General features: G+C 67.5%; 16 protein-coding genes. 8 read left to right on the forward strand and 8 right to left on the reverse strand.

Annotation, left to right across the window (positions count from 1 at the left end; translation table 11 throughout):
- Positions 1 to 105: 105 nt before the first annotated feature.
- Positions 106 to 795: a phosphoribosyltransferase gene (locus NMLP_RS10595; RefSeq protein ID WP_015410113.1), complete on the reverse strand. Its 690-nt coding sequence runs from the start codon at positions 793 to 795 to the stop codon at positions 106 to 108.
- Positions 796 to 894: 99 nt separating this feature from the next.
- Between NMLP_RS10595 and NMLP_RS10600 the strand changes: the two genes are divergently transcribed.
- From NMLP_RS10600 to NMLP_RS10630, 7 genes are all read left to right on the forward strand, one after another.
- Positions 895 to 1,908, forward strand: coding sequence for an alcohol dehydrogenase catalytic domain-containing protein (locus NMLP_RS10600; RefSeq protein WP_015410114.1), 1,014 nt, complete (start codon positions 895 to 897; stop codon positions 1,906 to 1,908).
- A 159-nt stretch (positions 1,909 to 2,067) separates the two neighbouring features.
- Positions 2,068 to 2,982 (forward strand): PhzF family phenazine biosynthesis protein, encoded by a 915-nt coding sequence (locus NMLP_RS10605; protein ID WP_015410115.1) that lies wholly within the window; start codon positions 2,068 to 2,070, stop codon positions 2,980 to 2,982.
- A gap of 164 nt (positions 2,983 to 3,146) precedes the next feature.
- Positions 3,147 to 5,462, forward strand: coding sequence for a pyruvate, water dikinase (ppsA, locus tag NMLP_RS10610; RefSeq protein ID WP_015410116.1), 2,316 nt, complete (start codon positions 3,147 to 3,149; stop codon positions 5,460 to 5,462).
- 60 nt (positions 5,463 to 5,522) lie between these two features.
- Positions 5,523 to 6,578: a tyrosine decarboxylase MfnA gene (gene mfnA / locus NMLP_RS10615; RefSeq protein WP_015410117.1), complete on the forward strand. Its 1,056-nt coding sequence runs from the start codon at positions 5,523 to 5,525 to the stop codon at positions 6,576 to 6,578.
- 57 nt (positions 6,579 to 6,635) lie between these two features.
- Positions 6,636 to 8,753, forward strand: a complete 2,118-nt coding sequence (metG, locus tag NMLP_RS10620) for a methionine--tRNA ligase (RefSeq protein WP_015410118.1) — start codon at positions 6,636 to 6,638, stop codon at positions 8,751 to 8,753.
- Positions 8,754 to 8,796: 43 nt separating this feature from the next.
- Entirely contained in the window at positions 8,797 to 9,087 is a 291-nt protein-coding gene (locus tag NMLP_RS10625; protein WP_015410119.1) for a DUF7312 domain-containing protein, read from the forward strand.
- Between the two features lie 62 nt (positions 9,088 to 9,149).
- Entirely contained in the window at positions 9,150 to 9,764 is a 615-nt protein-coding gene (locus tag NMLP_RS10630; RefSeq protein WP_015410120.1) for an NfeD family protein, read from the forward strand.
- On the opposite strand, the gene NMLP_RS10635 is transcribed toward NMLP_RS10630, so the two are convergent.
- The 4 genes from NMLP_RS10635 to NMLP_RS10655 form a co-directional block, all read right to left on the reverse strand.
- Positions 9,761 to 10,483 carry an SDR family NAD(P)-dependent oxidoreductase gene (locus tag NMLP_RS10635; RefSeq protein WP_015410121.1) on the reverse strand — a complete coding sequence of 241 codons (723 nt, stop codon included), beginning with the start codon at positions 10,481 to 10,483 and terminating at the stop codon, positions 9,761 to 9,763. The two genes, NMLP_RS10630 and NMLP_RS10635, sit on opposite strands and share 4 nt — an antisense overlap.
- A gap of 800 nt (positions 10,484 to 11,283) precedes the next feature.
- Positions 11,284 to 12,864 (reverse strand): thermosome subunit alpha, encoded by a 1,581-nt coding sequence (gene thsA / locus NMLP_RS10645; RefSeq protein ID WP_015410122.1) that lies wholly within the window; start codon positions 12,862 to 12,864, stop codon positions 11,284 to 11,286.
- 93 nt (positions 12,865 to 12,957) lie between these two features.
- Positions 12,958 to 13,854 carry a glycosyltransferase family 2 protein gene (locus tag NMLP_RS10650; RefSeq protein WP_015410123.1) on the reverse strand — a complete coding sequence of 299 codons (897 nt, stop codon included), beginning with the start codon at positions 13,852 to 13,854 and terminating at the stop codon, positions 12,958 to 12,960.
- Positions 13,855 to 13,906: 52 nt separating this feature from the next.
- On the reverse strand, positions 13,907 to 14,617 hold the full coding sequence (locus tag NMLP_RS10655) for a class I SAM-dependent methyltransferase (RefSeq protein WP_015410124.1): 711 nt from the start codon (positions 14,615 to 14,617) through the stop codon (positions 13,907 to 13,909).
- Between the two features lie 168 nt (positions 14,618 to 14,785).
- Here NMLP_RS10655 and NMLP_RS10660 point away from each other — a divergent pair, with 168 nt between their 5' ends.
- Entirely contained in the window at positions 14,786 to 15,064 is a 279-nt protein-coding gene (locus NMLP_RS10660; RefSeq protein ID WP_015410125.1) for a MarR family transcriptional regulator, read from the forward strand.
- Between the two features lie 22 nt (positions 15,065 to 15,086).
- Here NMLP_RS10660 and NMLP_RS10665 read toward each other — a convergent pair whose 3' ends face one another.
- Genes NMLP_RS10665 through citZ form a run of 3 tightly spaced genes read right to left on the reverse strand, consistent with a single transcriptional unit; the run spans position 15,087 to position 18,329 of the window.
- On the reverse strand, positions 15,087 to 16,226 hold the full coding sequence (locus NMLP_RS10665) for a nicotinate phosphoribosyltransferase (RefSeq protein WP_015410126.1): 1,140 nt from the start codon (positions 16,224 to 16,226) through the stop codon (positions 15,087 to 15,089).
- 31 nt (positions 16,227 to 16,257) lie between these two features.
- Complete coding sequence (gene rio1 / locus NMLP_RS10670; RefSeq protein ID WP_015410127.1) at positions 16,258 to 17,133, reverse strand: serine/threonine-protein kinase Rio1; 876 nt, start codon at positions 17,131 to 17,133, stop codon at positions 16,258 to 16,260.
- 59 nt (positions 17,134 to 17,192) lie between these two features.
- Positions 17,193 to 18,329 (reverse strand): citrate synthase, encoded by a 1,137-nt coding sequence (gene citZ / locus NMLP_RS10675; RefSeq protein ID WP_015410128.1) that lies wholly within the window; start codon positions 18,327 to 18,329, stop codon positions 17,193 to 17,195.
- Positions 18,330 to 18,357 lie beyond the last annotated feature (28 nt).

Raw genomic sequence — 18,357 nt, forward strand, 5'->3', positions numbered from 1 at the left:
GCTGTAGATCAGATGGTGTCGGGGAGCGCCGATTCCCCCGTCCCGTGTATGCGCGTATGCACTGTTTGCGCTGACAGTCCGGCGCCGGCCCGTCCCCGGCGCCACTCAGGCGAGCCGCCACCCGCCGTCGACTCGGGCCGCGACGTCGCGGCGCTCCATCTCTGAGAGGACTTCGCCGAGGCGGTCCGGTTGGGCGACCTCCATCTCGATGCGTTCGAGGTCGTGGTACGACGAGAGGTAGTGTCGGACGTCCTCGCGGGCGAACGTCTCGGCGTCGGCTTTCCGCATGACGCCCTCGATCAGGTCGATCATGTCCTCGAGGAAGTTCCACGGGTAGACGACCCACGTCCACGTCTCGAGGCGCTCGCCGACGAACTCCGGTTCGAATTCGCTGGTTCCGAGCAACTGCAGCGTGGCGGTCCGGACCGAGGCCGCGTCGCGCTCCGTGACGTACTCGTGGGCACGGCTGATCGACCCGCCGGTGTCGGCGATGTCGTCGATCACGAGGACGTCCTTGCCCCCGACGCTACCATCGGGCATCGGGTAGCGGACCTGCGGTTCGTCGGTCTTGACCCCCGTGCCGACGTAGTGCTCCATCTTCAGGCTCGTCAGGTCGTCCAACCCGAGGAAATCACAGAGACAACGTCCGGCGAACCAGCCGCCGCGGGCCAGCGCGACGACGACGTCCGGTTCGAACTCGGCTGACTTGATCTCGTCCGCCACGTCTCGACAGAGCCCGTAAATGTACTCCCAGTTGGTGACGGTACAGTTGAACTCCTCCAGGAGGTCGCTCATACGCGCCTGTCGGAGGGTCAGACCTAATAATCGCCGGGTTGAGGGCGTCCCGACTCGCTCCGGAGGCGATTTTATATCTTGCGGTGACGAAGCAGTATCATGCGCGTCGCAGCGTTCACGGAGTTAGTCGGCCCCGACGGCGTAACGATACGCGAACGCGACGACCCTCAACCGGACGCGGGTGAGGCGGTCATCGACGTCGAGGCATGTTCGATTAACCGCCATGATCTCTGGATTCTGGAGGGTGACTCCGCGATGGTCGACGAGGATGTCTTGCCGTTCGTCAGCGGGCTGGACCCCGCCGGCACCGTCCGATCGGTCGGCAAGGACGTCTCCGGGATCGCCCCTGGTGATCGCGTCGTTCTCTGCCCGAACCAAACCTGCGGGGCCTGTGAGTACTGCCGGGAGGGACCGGAAAACCACTGTATCGAGTTCGGACTGTACCATGGTGGGCTGGCCGAGCGCGCCCGCGTCGACGCGACACGTCTCGTTGCGATTCCGAAGTCGCTCCCCGTCCGGGCCGCCGCGGCACTTCCGACGGCGTACGTGACCGCCTGGCGGATGCTTCGCCGCGCCAACGTCGCCCCCGGTGATCTGGTGTTCGTGCCTGGCGCGACCGGCGGCGTCGGCGTCGCGACAGTGCAGCTCGCCGACGTGTTGAACGCCGAGACGATCGCCACGTCACGATCGGCAAAAAAACTCGAACGACTCTCGGACCTCGGGGTCGACCATCCCATCGAGTCGGACGACCCCGAAACGCTGGCTGCGAGCGTCCGTGAGATCGGCCGCCCCGATACGGTCATCAACCACCTTGGCGGCCCCTTCACGAAGCCCGCACTCAACGCGATGGCCAGGGGCGGGCGGATGGTTATCTGTGGTCGAACGGCGGGAACGGTCTCGCAACTCGACGTTCCGGACCTTTTCTTGGGCCACAAACACGTCATCGGGAGCACGATGGGAACACAGGGCGACCTGCGCCGGTTGGTCGACCTCGCGGCGAAGGGGGCATACGAACCAGCCCTCGGGGGAACGTACGATCTCGAATCCACCGCGGAGGCGTTCGCCGATATGCAGCGGCGGGAGGCGTTCGGAAAGCTGATTATCGAGCCCTGAAAGAAATCAAGGCCGAGACTGGAGCTGTGGCTAGGACCGGAACTGCGACCCTGAATAGGACCGAAAGCGTAGGACGCGCTCCACGACGCCCGGTCGACCCCCCGACGTGGCCCCACCGACGGTCGGGGTTTTTATTCGTCGGCCGCGAAACGGCCGACGATGGATACCCGACGCGCCTTGCTCGTCGACGCGTTCACGACCGACCCCCTCTCCGGCAACCCGGCGGGGCTCGTCCCCGACGCCGACGGCCTCGCCGACGAGGCGATGGCGGCGATCGCTCGCGAGTTGCACGCCTCCGAAACTGTCTTTCTGCTCGACGCTGATAACGGCGAGGCGGCCCGGCGGCTCCGTTGCTTCACGCCAACGGGGGAGATCGACCTCTGTGGGCACGCGACCGTGGCCGCCGGGTCGTGGCTCGCCGGCGCCGGCGGCCTCGGGGACGGAACGCACACCTTCGAAACGAACGCCGGATCGATCGACGTCGACATCGAGGGCGGGCTGGTCCGGATGTCGCCCGGCGGGGAGGTGTCGTCGGTCACCGAGGTCGATCTCGGCTACGATCGGGTCGCGTCGGCGATCGGGGCGGACCCGGCGACGCTCTCGGACGTCGGCGCGGACCTGCCGCTCGCGACCGCCTCCATGGGGCCCGAATACCTCGTCGTCCCGGTGAACTTCCTTCAGGCCCTCTCGGGGCTGGAGCCCGATCCCCGGGCTATCGCCGGGTTGACCGATGAACTCGGCGTGACGGGCGTCTACGCGTTCACCTTCGACGCGCTCGAGGCCGACTCGACGCTGCACGGCCGGCTGTTCGCTCCGGCCGTCGGCGTCAACGAGGATCCGCCCACCGGCACCGCCTCCGGCGCCGTCGGGGCGTACCTCCGCGAGGTCGAAGCGTTCGACGGCGAGTTGCCCGAAGAGATGGTCTTCGAGCAGGGCCACTTCCTCGATCGGCCGGGTCGGGTGCGGGTTCGCGCCCGGACGGACCCGGTCTCGATCGGTGGGCGGGCGGTGACGGCGTTCGAGGGGACGATCTCCGTGCCCGAGATGGGTGCGGACGATATCATAGAGGTGTAGCGAGGATCGACCGGAGGGAGAGCCTCGAAGAAGCCGAACGGGAGGAGCGCGGGCAGGCGATGATCGAGCGTTTCGGACACGTATCGGTAGGTTCGGGACGCACACACACGGGGCGCGAACGCCGAACGAATGGCCTAAGTTGGGGGCACCTGAATCGTCGAGCAATGACAGCAGACGGGACAGACAGTCTCGAGGAACCCGTGCTCTGGCTGGACGAGATTCGCTCCGACGACATCGGATTGGTCGGCGGCAAGGGCGCCTCCCTCGGCGAGATGACGGACGCGGGGCTGCCGGTCCCGCCGGGATTCGTCGTCACCGCCGGAACGTACCGCGCGTTCATCGAGGGGACGGGAATCGACGAGGAACTGTTCGACGCCGTCGACGTCGACTCCGACGACTCCGAGGCGCTCGCGGTCGCCGAGGAGCGGGCGAAGGAGCTCATCCTCGGGACCGAGATGCCCGAGGACGTCCGCGAGGACATCCTCGCGGCCTACGACGACCTCGACGACGGCGAGGCGTTCGTCGCGGTCCGCTCGTCGGCCACGGCAGAAGATTTGCCGAGCGCCTCATTTGCGGGTCAGCAGGACACCTACCTCAACATCACCCGCGAGGGGCTGATCGACCGCATCAAACACTGCTGGGCGTCGCTGTTCACCCAGCGTGCGATCTACTACCGGAACGAGCAGGGCTTCGACCACGACATCGTCGACATCGCCGTCGTCGTCCAGCGGATGGTCGCCGCGGACAAATCTGGCGTGATGTTCACCTCCCACCCCTCCAGCGGCGAACCGAAAATCATCGTCGAGGCCGCCTGGGGGCTCGGCGAGGCGGTCGTCTCCGGGTCGGTGTCGCCGGACAACTACGTCATCGACCGCGAGGCCGACAAGGTGATCGAAGCGACAGTCGCCGACAAAAAAGTGATGATGCTGAAAGACGAGGAGACGGGCGAGACCGTCGAACGCGCGGTGCCGGAGGACAAGCGAAACGCCCGAGTGCTCGACGACGACGAGCTCGACCGGCTCGCGGAACTGGGCGAGCGCGCGGAGGCTCACTACGGCGAGCCCCAGGACGTCGAGTGGGCCATCGTCGAAGGCGACGGGCGGAGTTCGGACGGCCGGACGCACTCCGGCGACGTGTTCATGTTGCAGTCGCGACCCATCACGACGATCTCGGAGGACGCCGCGTCCGAGTCGGACGAGGAGGCCGACGGCGACCTCCTCGTCCAGGGGCTTGGGGCGTCACCCGGTATCGCCTCCGGGCCCGTCCGGACCGTCGGCAAACTCGACCAGCTCGACAAGGTCGGCGAGGGTGACATCATCGTCACCGAGATGACGACCCCCGACATGGTGCCAGCGATGAAGCGCGCCAGCGGGATCATCACCGACGAGGGCGGGATGACGAGCCACGCCGCGATTGTCGCCCGCGAACTCGGCGCGCCGGCCATCGTCGGCGCCGGCACGGCGACCGAACAACTCGAGGACGGTCAACTCGTCACGATCGACGGCGAGAAGGGCAGTGTCACCGAGGGGACCGTGGCCCCCGACGAACAGACCGACGCCGTCGAAACGGTCCGCCCCGAAAACCCCGTCAAACCGATGACGGCGACGGAGGTCAAAGTGAACGTCTCGATCCCCGAGGCGGGCGAGCGCGCCGCGGCCACCGGGGCCGACGGCGTCGGCCTGCTCCGGATGGAGCATATGATCCTCTCGACGAACAAGACGCCGGAGCGCTACATCGAGGACCACGGCGAGGACGCCTACGTCGAGGAGATCGTCGACGGCGTCCGCGGTGTCGCCGACGAGTTCTATCCGCGCCCGGTCCGGGTCCGGACGCTCGATGCGCCGACGGACGAGTTCCGGCAGATGGAGGGCGGCGAGTCCGAACCCCACGAGCACAACCCGATGCTCGGTTACCGGGGGATCAGGCGGAGCCTCGATCGGCCGGAGTTCTTCAAACACGAACTCGAGGCGTTCCGGCGGCTCTTCGAGATGGGCTACGACAACGTCGAGGTCATGTTCCCCCTCGTCAACGACGCCGAGGACGTCGTTCGCGCGCGGAACCTGATGGCTGAGGCCGGCGTCGACCCCGAGAAGCGCTCTTGGGGCGTGATGGTCGAGACCCCCTCGGCGGCGCTGTCGATCGAGGAGATGGCCGAAGCCGGGATCGACTTCGCCTCCTTCGGCACGAACGACCTCACCCAGTACACGCTCGCGGTCGACCGGAACAACGAACACGTCGCCGACCGCTTCGACGAGCTCCACCCATCGGTGTTGCGGCTGATCGGCGATACGATCGAGACCTGCCGCGAGTACGACGTCGCGACGAGCATCTGTGGGCAGGCTGGCTCGAAGCCGGAGATGGTCCGGTTCCTCGTCAACGAGGGCGTCTCGTCGATCTCGGCGAACATCGACGCCGTCCGGGACGTCCAACACGAGGTCAAACGGAAAGAACAGAAGCTGCTGCTCGACTCGATCCGGTAATCCGGGTCGACGACCGTCGAAAACACAACCGATAAACCCCACGCGCCGCTGAAACGGAGTATGCAGCGGGCCGAACCGCAGGAATTCTCCCGAGTATTGTCGTCGATGTGTACCGAACCGCATCCGACGGCCCGCGAGGCGGCCGAGCAGTTTCTGGCGAGCAACCCCGGCGATCCCGGCACCTACGGGACGGTCTCGACGCTCGAACGCGAGGCCGTCGACCGGCTCGGGACCGTCGCCGAACTCGCGGACCCGGCCGGCTACATCGCCTCCGGCGGGACGGAGTCGAACGTCCAGGCGATCCGGCTGGCCCGCAACCGGGCCGACACCCGAACGCCGAACTTCGTCGCCCCCGAGTCCGCGCACTTCTCGTTCCGCAAGGCCGCCGGCGTATTGGGCGTCGAACTCCGGACGGCACCCCTCTCCGATTACCGGGCGAACCTCGACGCTGTCGCGGAGCTGATCGACTCCGACACCGTCTGCGTCGTCGGCGTCGCCGGAACGACCGAGTACGGCCGCGTCGACCCGATCCCAGCGCTCGCGGACATGGCAGCCGACGCCGGCGCGCTCTGTCACGTCGACGCCGCCTGGGGTGGGTTCGTCCTCCCCTTTACCGAGCACGCCTGGAGCTTCGCCGACGCCGACATCCACACGATGACGATCGACCCGCACAAGATGGGGCGGGCGGCGGTGCCGGCGGGCGGTCTCCTCGCTCGTGGCCCCGAGTTGCTCGACGAACTCGCGATCGACACGCCGTATCTCGAGTCGACGTCGCAGATGACGCTGACGGGGACCCGAAGCGGGGCCGGCGTCGCCAGCGCGGCGGCGGTGATGGACGAGCTGTGGCGGGACGGCTACGGGCGACAGTACCGTCGCGCCCGCTCGAACGCCGACTGGCTCGCCGCCGAACTTGACGATCGGGAGTTCGAGGTCGTCGAGCCCGCGTTGCCGATCGTGACTGTCGACCTCCCGGCGCGGTTGATCGACGACCTCCGGGACGCCGGATGGCGACTCTCCCGGACGGAGGCGGGCGAGGCCCGGATCGTCTGTATGCCCCACGTCACCCGGTCGATGCTGGCCGAGTTCCTCGGCGACGTCGATCGGCTAGCCGAGTGAGGCGTCGTCCGCCCCGAGAGCGGGACTGTTTTAGCCCCCTGGCCCGGCGTGTCGTGTATGCACGAGGAGTTCCCGACGGATTCCCCGGCGGTGGTCACCTGCGGGTTGCCCTACGCCAACGGCGACCTCCACGTCGGCCACCTGCGGACGTACGTCAGCGGCGACGCCTACGCGCGGGCGCTCGACCGCCTCGGCCAGTCGGTCGCGTTCGTCTGCGGATCGGACATGCACGGGACGCCGATCGCGGTCAACGCCGCCGAGACGGGCGTCGACCCCGAGTCGTTCGCCTTAGAGTACCACGAGCAATACGAGGAGACGTTCCCGGCGTTCAACGTCGAGTTCGACAACTACGGCCACACACACGACGCGACGAACACGGAGATGACCCAGTCGTTCGTCCGGTCGTGGATCGACGGCGACCACGTCTTCGAGAAGGAAATCGAGGTCGCATGGGACGCAGAGACAGACCAGCCGCTGCCGGATCGGTTCGTCGAGGGGACCTGCCCGTACTGCGGCGAGCGGGCCCGCGGTGACGAATGCGACGAGGGCTGTCAGCGACACCTCGAACCGGGCGAGATCGAGGAGCCGGTCTCGACGATCACGGGCAACCCCGCGGAGTACCGCACCCGCCCGCACAAGTTCCTCCGGCTCTCGGACTTCCAGGAGTACCTCCAGGGGTTCATCGACCGACTCGAGGGCACCGACAACGCGAAGAACCAACCCCGAGAGTGGATCGAGGGCGAGTTACAGGACCTGTGTATCACCCGCGATATGGACTGGGGAATCGACTACCCCGGCGAGGACGGGGCGGACGGCGAGGACCTCGTCCTCTACGTGTGGGTCGACGCCCCGATCGAGTACGCCTCCTCGACGAAGCAGTACTCCGAGCGAGTCGGCTCGGAGAGCTACGACTGGGAGGCCGTCTGGAAGGACCGCTCGGATCCGGACTCGGAACGCCCCGAGGGCGGCGAGATAATCCACGTCATCGGCCACGACATCATCCAGCACCACACGGTGTTTTGGCCCGCGATGTTGCGCGGGGCGGGGTTTACCGAACCCCGGGCCGTGATGGCGTGTGGGTTCGTCAACCTCGACGGTGAGGCCTTCTCGACCTCGCGGAACCGGGCGGTCTGGGCCGACGACTACATCGAGTCGGGGCTGGATCCGGACCTCTACCGGTACCACATCGTCACCGGCAGCGAGTTCACCGCCGACGTCGACTTCTCGTGGGACGGTCTCCGAGAGCGCGTCAACAACGAGTTGGTCGGCACGCTCGGGAACTTCCTGTATCGCTCGCTTCTGTTCGCCGAGCGAAACTACGACGGGACGCCGAACGCCGCGGTGAGCGACGAGGTCGAGGCCGAAATCGAGTCCGCGATCGAGTCGTTCCGGGAGGCGGTCGACGACTACCGCGTCCGCGGGCTGGGGCGGACCCCTGTCGAACTCGCGGCGTTCGGCAACGAGTACATCCAGCGGCACGAACCCTGGAAGCTCACTGACGAGGACCCCGAGAAGGCGGCGCAGGTCATCCGCGATTGCGTCCAGCTCTCGAAGGCCATCGCGGTGTTGATGGAGCCGGTGCTCCCGGGGAAAGCCGACGCCCTCTGGACCCAACTCGGCGAGGAGGGCTCGGTCGGTGACGTCGCGCTCGACGCGGCGCTGTCGAGTCCGCCCGAGGCGTTCGACGCGCCGGCGGAGCTCTTCGAGAAGATCGAGGACGACCGCGTCGAGGAGCTCAACCGGCAGCTGGCCGAGCGCGTCGAGGCCGCAGGCGACGACGAGAGCGCGGACGCCGACGACGGACCGGAGACAGACGACGGGGACGGGGAGCCGGCTGACCTCGAACCGATCGCCGACGATCGGGTGAGTTTCGAGGAGTTCGAAGACCTCGACCTCCGCGTCGGGGAGATCACGACCGCAGACCCGATCGAGGGCGCGGACAAACTCGCGAAGCTCGAGGTCGACATCGGCGTCGAAACGAGACAGATCGTCGCCGGGATCAAACAGCTCCACGACCTCGGGGAGCTGCCGGGAACGCGGATCGTGATCGTCGCCAATCTCGAACAAAGCGAGCTGTTCGGCGTGGAGTCCGACGGGATGTTGCTCGCCGCCGGCGAGAAGGCGGACCTGTTGACGACCCACGGCGACGCCGGGCCGGGGACCAAGATACAGTGACCTCCGCCGACAGCCACTTCAACGCACGGTGGGTAACCGGAGCATGAGCGACCGCGAGACGGACGGACGTTCCGGGAAGCCGCCGGGCAGCGTTCGAGACGGCGATCCGGACGGTGCGGGCGACGCACCGGCAGAAGACAGGGAGGAATCGGAGGCGGAGTGGCAGTTCTCTCTGGAGGACATCGACGACCGCGAGGCGGCCGCGGCCGCCGCTGCCGAGGCCGACGCCGATCGGGCCGAACCGGTCGAGGCCGGCTCCCCGTCGACGGAGAACGTCGCGTTCGTCCTGCTCGGGGTGCTTTTAGCGCTGTTTATTTTATCGCGGCTACTCTAGGGTAGCGAGCCCCCGAAGGCCCCCGTCCGAAGCGTTAACCACGGGGCGACCCTACCCGGGGTATGGCGGAACTGTTCGGGCTGTCAGTGCCGTTCACACTCGTCCTCCTCGGAGCGGCGCTGATGATCATGGAGGCGTTCGCGCCCGGTGCGCACTTCATCGTCGTCGGGATCGCGCTGCTGGCGGCGGGGCTCGCTGGCCTCTTAGTCGGTAGCTTCCTGCCCGCGGCGGCGCTCCCGCTCGTGCTCGCCGCGGTCGTCCTCGTGGCCGGCGGGGCGGCGCTGTACGGCTACCGGCAGTTCGACTTCTACGGCGGCAAGGGCTCCGGGCAGACCAGCGACTCGGCGTCGCTTCGGGGCAAGACGGGGCGTGTCACCCAGCGCGTCACGAGGGACGACGGCGAAATAAAACTCGAGGGCGGCGGCTTCAACCCCTACTACCAGGCCCGGGCGCTCGACGGCGAGATAGCGGAGGGCGAGGAGGTGATGGTTGTCGATCCCGGCGGGGGCAACGTCGTGACCGTCGAGTCGGTGTCGGCCTTCGAGGACGACATCGACCGCGAACTCGCCGCCGAGCGGGCGCGCCGCGACGACGAAGCGAGCCGGGCCGACGACACCGGCGGATCGGAGGCGAACGGCCGCGGCGACGACCGCGAACGCGACGGCGAACCGGCCTAGCCGAGCCGCCTCTCCCACTCGTCGGCCGGCATCGACTCGGCCGTGACGCCGCCCGGGTCCTGTGCCAGAAGCGCAACGGCGGCGTCGTCCATCACGTCCGGATCGGGGATCGACTCTCGCTCTGCGGCATCGAGGTGATCCCAAAAGCCCGTCTCGACGCGGCCGCCGGGGTCGAGACAGTTGACGTTGATCTCCGGTTCCAGTTCGAGCGCGAGCGTTCGCGAGAAACCCTCCAGGGCCCACTTCGAGGCGACGTACGGTCCCCAGCCGGCCGACCCGCGACGGCCGAGCCCCGAGGAGACGTTGATAACGTTGCCGGACGCCATCTCCCGGGCGGCGTGTTTCGCACAGAGGAACGCGCCCGTGACGTTCACCTCCAGGATTCGCCGCCAGTCGTCGGCGTCGATCTCCGCGATGTCGTGTAACTCGTCGTAGAGGCTCATCATTCCGATCGCCGCGTTGTTGAGGAGACCGGTGAGGTCGCCGTAGGCCTCGAGCGCCGCGCCGACGAGCGCCTCGACCTCGGCCTCGTCGGTCACGTCCGTGGGAACGACGAGCGTCTCGCCGGCGGCGGCCGCAGCGACCGCCTCGAGGTCATCTTCGCTCCGCGCGGCCAGGACGGTGTTCGCCCCGTCGCGGGCGAACCGCTCTGCCATCGACGCCCCCAGTCCCCGACTTGCGCCGGTCACGATCACCGTTTCGCCGTCGAGTGGTCCCATGTTCGTACGTCGGTCGACGGCGACAAAAGCGCGGTGGAGTGCGGAGACCCTTCGGTTCCCGGTTCCGTTCGGGGCGTTTTGTATGGTTCCGTTCGACCGACGTCCGGCGCGACGGCGCGTTCGGCCGGGACAGAGTGCAGCCAGTCGGATTCCAGCGGCGTCTGAACTGCCTCGGGCACGACGAGAACGCGAACCGCCGCTCTGTATGGCGGTTTCGATAGTCTCATCCGGTCGTAGCGTACGCGATCGATGAAAAACTATTCATCGGCCCACGTCGACACACGAGTCGGGAACAGTCGGCGTCGGCACGCCCTGGGTGCGGGTGACACCCGCAGATCGTACTGCCACCGCCACGCGGCTCCGCCATCCCAACGCGCCCACGAAAGTTGAGTCACTGTTCCCACATTTGCCGTCCGCTCCCCACTCGTCCTCGTTCGTCGGTACGGGTCGGCGCGGCAACGACCGGGCGTTCCCTCGGCCCGACCGCTCGGCACCTGGCGTAGACGGACGTCCCAACCGACGCCGGTCCCGATACGTAGGCTTCAGCACAGCTCCCCGTACGAACCCGCGGTGCGTTCGAGCGGGACCGGGAGAGTCACACGACCGGTGACCGTCGTCGCCTCCGCTCGGTTTCCCTCGGCTCCCCGTTGCTCGCCCGGCAACACCGGTTATTCCGTGGCGAAATACGTCCGATGGTACCGAAGCGGACGCTTTACACCCACGGGCGCCGGTCGTCGTCTCACGGTCCACCGCACGGTCTCGCCGCGTCGGCGGAGCGTACAAAAAGGATCGCGTCGGCGTTACTCGGCGGAGATGACGTCGTCGATGCGGGCGATCATCGTCGCCGCCTCGGTCGCGGACTCGACGGCTTCGCGCTTGACCGCGGCGGGATCGAGGATGCCGTGCTCGACGGGGTCACCGACGTCCCCGGACTGTCCCTCGCTGATCAGACCCGCACGTCCTTCGGCGTCGTGGGTCGACCGGAGCTCGACTAGGGCGTCGATGGGATCCATACCGGTGTTCTCCGCGAGCGTCCGCGGGAGGACGTCGACGGCGTCGGCGAACGCCTCGATGGCGAGTTGTCTGCGGCCCTCGACGCTGGCGACGCTGGTCCGGACGTGGTCTGCGATCGCGACCTCCGTCGCGCCGGCGCCGGGGACGACGCCGCCGGCGTCGAGCGCGGCGGTGACGACGTCGAGCGCGTCACGGAGCGCGCGCTCGAGTTCGTCGGCGACGTGTTCGGTGCCGCCCCGGGCGAAAACCGTGACCGTCTCGGCGGCGGCGCCGCCCTCGACGAACGCGAGGTCGTCGTCACCGAAGGACTCGACGCGGACGGTCTCGGCGCTGCCGAGGTCGTCGCTTTCGAAGTCACTCAGCGTGCCGACGGTCGAGGCACCGGTCGCGCGGGCGACCGAGCGGGCCTCGTCGTCGTCGACGGAGTCGAACGCGAGGACGCCCTCCTTGGCGAGGTACGAGGCGACGAGGTCGTCGACGTCGCCCGTGACGAACGCGACGTCGACGCCGGCGTCCGCGACGGATTCGGCGTAGCCACGGAGTTCCGATTCCTCGGCCTCGATGGCGGCGTTGAGTTGGTCGACGTCGGTGATGTCGTACTCGGCGTCGATCTCGGCCTCGCGGACCTCGAGGTCGAGATCGAAGACGCCGATCGAGGCGTCTTCGACGGCCGTCGGCATGTCGTCGTGGAGCGGCTCCTCCTCGCTGACGACGCCCTGGACGAGTTCGGTGGCCGACGCGCCGGCTCCCGTCTGCGTTCGGATCGTGATGGCGTCGCGGTCGACGCCGTCGTCGGATTGGACCTGCTGGACCGCGGCGACGACCGTCTCGGCGAGGGACGCGGCGTCCATGTCGCCGGTTCCCTTGCCGGTCATCGAGGACTCGGCGACCGACTCAAGGCTCTCGTCGTCGAGGTCGTCGGCCAGCGTGACGTCCTCGATGGCTTCGAGGGCGAGGGTTGCGGCCTCCCGGTACCCCTCGACGATCGTCGTCGGGTGGATGTCGTCGTCGATGAGGTCCTCGGCCTGGGCGAGCAACTGCCCCGCGAGCACGGAGGCGGTCGTCGTCCCGTCGCCGACCTCTTCTTCTTGTGTCTCGGCGACTTCGACGATCATCTGGGCCGCGGGGTGTTCGATGTCCATCTCCTGAAGGATCGTCGCGCCGTCGTTCGTGATGACGACGTCCCCGGAATCGGAGACGAGCATCTTGTCCATCCCGCGCGGGCCGAGCGTCGTGCGTACCGACTCGCTGACGGCCTTTCCGGCCGTGATGTTCGACGACTGGGCGTCCTTGCCCCGGGTGCGTTCTGTGTCCTCGTTGAGAATGAAAAGCGGCTGTCCGCGTCGCTGGCGCATCTGCTGTGACATGTTCAGTTCATATGTCGTCAGCGGTTCTATATAAAACCTTCGTAACGACCGGAGCACGGTGGGGGCGTCCGGGGGTCGGACTCCGGTGGGTTTTTACCTGCGGTCGTGAACGGCGACCGCCCGGTCGGCGCGCGCCGAGAGACCTCGGGGGTTCCGGCTGGGGCTTCGGTCGGCGTAGCGGGCCCGAAGCCCATCGGCGTATCCGCGCCCCCCACCGAGTACGACGTCCCGGCCGTTCCCGAGCCACGACGTCGGTTTGGATTCCCCGCGGAGGACGTCCCGAAACGCCCTGCCTGCGTCCGTCGCGGCGTGTCGAAGCGTCCGGAACGGCACCGTCGGGTGGAGACCGTAGTTCTTCGCCAGGCGATAGGCAAGCGAGCGATACCGCGCCTGCCAGTCCCGCTCGGCCGTCCCACCGTCGGTGGCGGCCCAGGCGACACACATCCCGGCCGACCACTCGACCTCGGAGCCGACCCCGGCGATCCGGTGGGCCGCGTCGCGGGCACCGCCCACCTCGAGGTACTCGTCGAACCCGTCGAGTTCCGCCAGGAGGTCCCGGGTGAACGCGACGTTGCCGCCGTTGAAGTAGGTGACCTGCTGGTCGCGGATCCGCCTAGACTCGATCGTATCGGTCGCGACGCCGGCGTCGAGTCGTTCGTGTGTCGGGCCGGTTGCGGCGCCGGCTCCCGAAAGCGCCCCCCGAACCGCGTCGAGCCACCCCGGTTCGACCGCCATCGTCGGCGCGAGGAACCCGATGGCGTCGCCTCGGGACCGGTCTATTCCGGCGTTTCTGGCGACGTTGATGTTTCGCTCGTCGATTTCGACCAAGACGTCGACGTCGGGCCGATCGCGCACCATCCCGCTCGTGCCGTCGGTAGAGGGCCCGTTGACCACGACGACCTCGTGGGGTTCCTCGCCGGCGAGCGACTCGAGACAGCCCCGCAACTGGTCGCGGTCGTTCAGCGTCGAGACCACTACCGAGACATCCATACCCGACGTAGCGGCGGCGACCGTCAAAAGCCCCGTGTTTGCGCGGCGACGATCACTCGGGGACGCGCGCGTCCCAGTAGGAGACGGTGGCGATCCGCTCGCCGAGGCCGGTCCCGCGGATCGCCGTATCCGCGGTCCGGAACGGGCGGGCGACCCAGCCCGGTATCGCCCGGTAGAACCCGTACGGAAGGACGAAGTCGTGATCGGCTCCGGCGAGTTCGAGGCCGGCACCGACGACGAGCTCTTTGGCCTCCCGTTCGGAGTACAGCCGCGAACCCATCGGGAGCGCCCAGTTATACGTCGAGCGAGCGGAGTAGCGCTTGAACGTGTCGAAAAACACCTGCTCCGTCGCAACACGGCGCATCTCCGCGATGAACCCCTCGGGGTCGGGAGCGAGGTGAAAAAACCGCATCGCCAGCACGGCGTCGAAGTGGTCGTCCGGGAACGGCAACCGCCCGGCGTCGCCCTGTATAAACGACAGCGATTCGTCGACACCGGCCGAACGGGCCTTTCGTCGGCCCTGTTCGAGCATCGCCTCGGAGATGTCCATTCCGACGATGTCGGCACCGCGGTCGGCGAGCATGACAGTAAATCGGCCGGTCCCGCAGGCCACCTCGAGGATCCGTTTGTCCTCGATGGGGCCGAGGGCATCCAAGACAGCCTCCTTCTCGCGGCGATCGATGAACCGTCCGCCGCCGGAGAACCGCTTGTCCTCGTAGGACTCCGCGACGTCACTCTCCTGGTACCACTCCTGTCCCTTCACACTATCCGAATCGATCCGCCTCGAATATAAAAGGCGGTGGATGCGCGCTGGGCGGGCGCCGCCGGTCCCGTCGAATATATAAGGAGTCATTATACACACTTGATTCTCCGTATTGTTTTGTTATACATATAGCGAACGTTTACACGTGTGTTTCATACATACGATAACATGAGCACCACCACGGAGGACCGCTCACGCCAGGCCGAATCGCCACTCTCGGATCCGGAGTTCCGCGAGACGCTCCGGGAGCTCCCACCCAGCGCGAAGCTGGTCGCGAAGGTACTCGAGGACGCGAGACCACTCTCGCAGGGGCAACTCGCCGAGGAGTCGCTGCTGCCGGATCGAACCGTCCGCTACGCGCTCAACCGTCTCGAGGAGGAGTCGCTCGTCGAGTCGCGGTACTCCTTCTACGACGCGCGAAAACAGGTCTACTTCCTCGTCGCGTAGCCGTCCCGGGGCCTCGCGAGCGTCATTCCGCCCGACCGAACCCGACCCGCCGAGCGTCGGCCTTGGCCCGCTCTGCGGCCGCCTCGATGTCGAGTGTCGCGACGACCTCGCCGTCGCGGACGAGCGGTTCGAACAGCGACTCGGCCCCGGGCGGCGCGTCGGCGTCGGCCGCCGCGACGTGGTGGCCGCCCGCCGGCGTCCGGTAGACCGCCTTCCGGCCCGGGAGCTTTCCCCGCTTGGCCGTCGCTTCGCCGTCGACTTCGACGATATCCAGGGCGAAATCGACTGGGTCGGCGTTCGTGATGTGGCTTCCGACGCCGAAGCCGTCGGCGACGTCGTGGAGTTCCCGGATCGTCTCCGGCGTGATGCCGCCGCTGACGAAGATGTCGACGTCGTCGTGACCGGCCGCATCGAGCTTCCAGCGGGTCTCCCGGACGATGTGTCTGAAGTCCCCGCGGCGAGACCCCGTCGTGTCGAGCCGGACGCTGTCGAAGCCCAACTCCGCGGCCCGGACGGCCTCGTCGACTTCGTCGTCGAAGGTGTCACACAGCGCGATGCGGGGCACGTCGGGTGCGACGGCCTCGTCGAACGCGCGCCAGGCGTCCTCTTGATTGCCCGGCCCGAAACAGAGCATCAACGCGTGCGGCATCGTCCCGGCGGCCTCGCGACCCATCAGGTCGCCGGCGGCGACGTGCGAGAAGCCGTCGAACCCCCCGACGAGGGCGCTCCTGTCGACCGTCCCCGCGATGGAGGGGTGGACGTGACGAGCCCCGAAACTCAAAAGAGACGTCTCGGGGGCCGCCCGCCGGGCCGCAAGCGCAGCCGTCGCCATCGCCGAGGGCTTCGAGAGGAAGCCGAGCAACGACGTTTCGAGCCGCGCGAACTCGAGGTACGGCCCTTCGATCCGCAGCACAGGACCGCCATCGAACAGCGTCCCTTCGGGGAGCGCGTCGGCGTCGACGCCGCGTCCCTCGAGGAGCCGAGCGGCGTCGGCCACCCCGGCGAACAGCTCGAACCCCCCCGTGGGGAACTGGTCGGCGGTCACTTCGACGGCGACGTGTGGATTCCGGTCGGCGTATTGTAAGGCCTCCTCCGTCCGAAGGAAATACGCGTCCGTCGCCCGCCCCTCCGCGATGGCGGCCTCCGGAACGATGTCGAACATACCGGTATGTCTCCCCGGATACTCGAAAAAGCTACCCTTCCGGGGTTCCGTCCCCGGACGGATCGGGGCTCGGTTCGGTGACCCACCCGAGGAGGGCGTCCGCGTCGACGTCGAACCCTTGTCGGCCGAAGAAGGCAGCGACGTTGTGACAGTCCCGTTCGAGGAACTCCCGGCTGTTCGGGTGATGGACCGTGACCGCCTGCCCCAAATCGAGCAGGCAGAGTTCGCCCCCGTGGACGACGAGGTTGTACTCCGAGAGGTCGCCGTGGATCAACCCGGCGGCGTAGAGGCGGCGCATATACTCGCGGACGACCTCGAACGCCGTCTCGGGGTTCTCGACGTCGACCTCGCTGAGCCGTTTTGCGCGTTGGGTCTCCCCGCCGAGGTACTCCATCACGAGGACGTTTCGCTCCATCGCGATCGGTCGCGGCACCCTGACGCCGGCCGCCCGCGCCCGTTCGAGGTTCGCGAACTCCTTTTTCGTCCACGCGACGACGACCTTCTTTTTGTCCGAGCCGATCCCCTCGAATCGGGGATCCCCGTCGAGGTACTCCCGCATATGCTGAAAATCGGAGGCGTTGATCCGATACACCTTCACCGCGACCTCGCCGTCGGGGGCCAACGCCGTGTAGACGTTCGCTTCCTTGCCCGTCGAGATCGGACCCCCGAACGCGTCGACGTGGCCGTCCTGGACGAGTTTGTACAGCGCCCCCAGCGTCGCGTCGTCGAAGACCGACGCCTCGACTTTGAACTGTTCGGTGTTTTTGATCCGTTTTCGGAACTCGAGGAACGCCCGATCCTGCCGGCGGGCGATGCGGTCGGCGTCCGTGTCGGCGACGTCGATGTCGTCCCACTCGTCGCCGTCGACCCCCTCGGCGGGTTCGAGCAGGCCGTACTCCTCGCTCATTCGTCACTTGTAGGGTCCGGAGAGTCAAAGGGTCACCGGTCGGTCCCTTCGAGGGCGTCCTATCGTTCGGCTCTCGGCGTGACCGACAAGTCCGTGGGGCCGACGTAGCGGGCGCGTGGCCGGATGAGACGGTTGTCGTCGTACTGCTCGAGGACGTGGGCGATCCAGCCGCCGACGCGGCTCATCGCGAAGATGGGCGTGTAGATGTCGACAGGGATGCCCATCTGGTAGTACGTCGACGCTGAGTAGAAATCGACGTTCGGTGCGAGGCCGTTCTTTTCTGTGAGGTACTCCTCGATCGCGACCGAGTAGTCGTGCCAGTGTGGCGTCCCCGCGGCCTCGCCGAGCGCCTCCGACTCGGCAGAGAGGATCCTCGCGCGCGGGTCTTTGACGTCGTAGACGCGGTGGCCGAAGCCGGGAACGCGGTCGCCCGCGTCGAGGCGGTCCTCGACCCACTCGATGGGGTCCTTCCCGGAGTCGTCGAGTTCGAGCAGCGCTTCCATCACGTCCTGGTTGGCGCCGCCGTGAAGGCTGCCCGAGAGCGTCCCGACCGCCGAGGTGACGGAGGCGTGGAGGTCCGACAACGTCGAAGCAGTCACCGTCGCCGAGAACGTCGAGGCGTTCAGGCCGTGGTCGGCGTGGAGCACGAGCGCCATGTCGAACGTCTCAGCGAGGACGTCGTCCGGTTCCTCGCCGTTGAGCATGTACAGGAAGTTGCTCGCGTGATCGAGGTCCTCGCGGGGCGCGATCGGATCGTCGCCGTCGCGGATCCGCGAGAAGGCCGCCAGCGCGGTCGGGATCTTGGCCGTGATCCGGCGGCCCTTCCGGAGGTTTGCCGCCTCGTCGGTCGGCTCCGACCCGACGTCGGGATCGTACGCCGAGAGGTTCGAGACGATGGTCCGAAGCGCCGCCATCGGTTTCTCGTCGGCCTCGGCGAGTTCGCGGACGAGCCGGTGGGCGCCGTCGTCGAGGCCGCGCTCCTCGGCCATCGACGCCTCGAACGCCGAGAGATCCTCGGTGGTCGGCAACTCGCCGTGCCAAAGCAGATACAGAACCTCCTCGAAGCTCGCGTTCCGGGCGAGATCGTCGATCGTATACCCACGATACACCAACTCTCCGGCGTCGCCGTCGATGAAGCTCAACGACGATTCCGCGACCAAAACGCCCTCCAACCCTTTTTTTAGCTCCTCGGTCATATGCTGTCGATTCCTATGGACGGAAGAA

The organism is Natronomonas moolapensis 8.8.11 (assembly GCF_000591055.1).
GTDB lineage: Archaea > Halobacteriota > Halobacteria > Halobacteriales > Haloarculaceae > Natronomonas > Natronomonas moolapensis.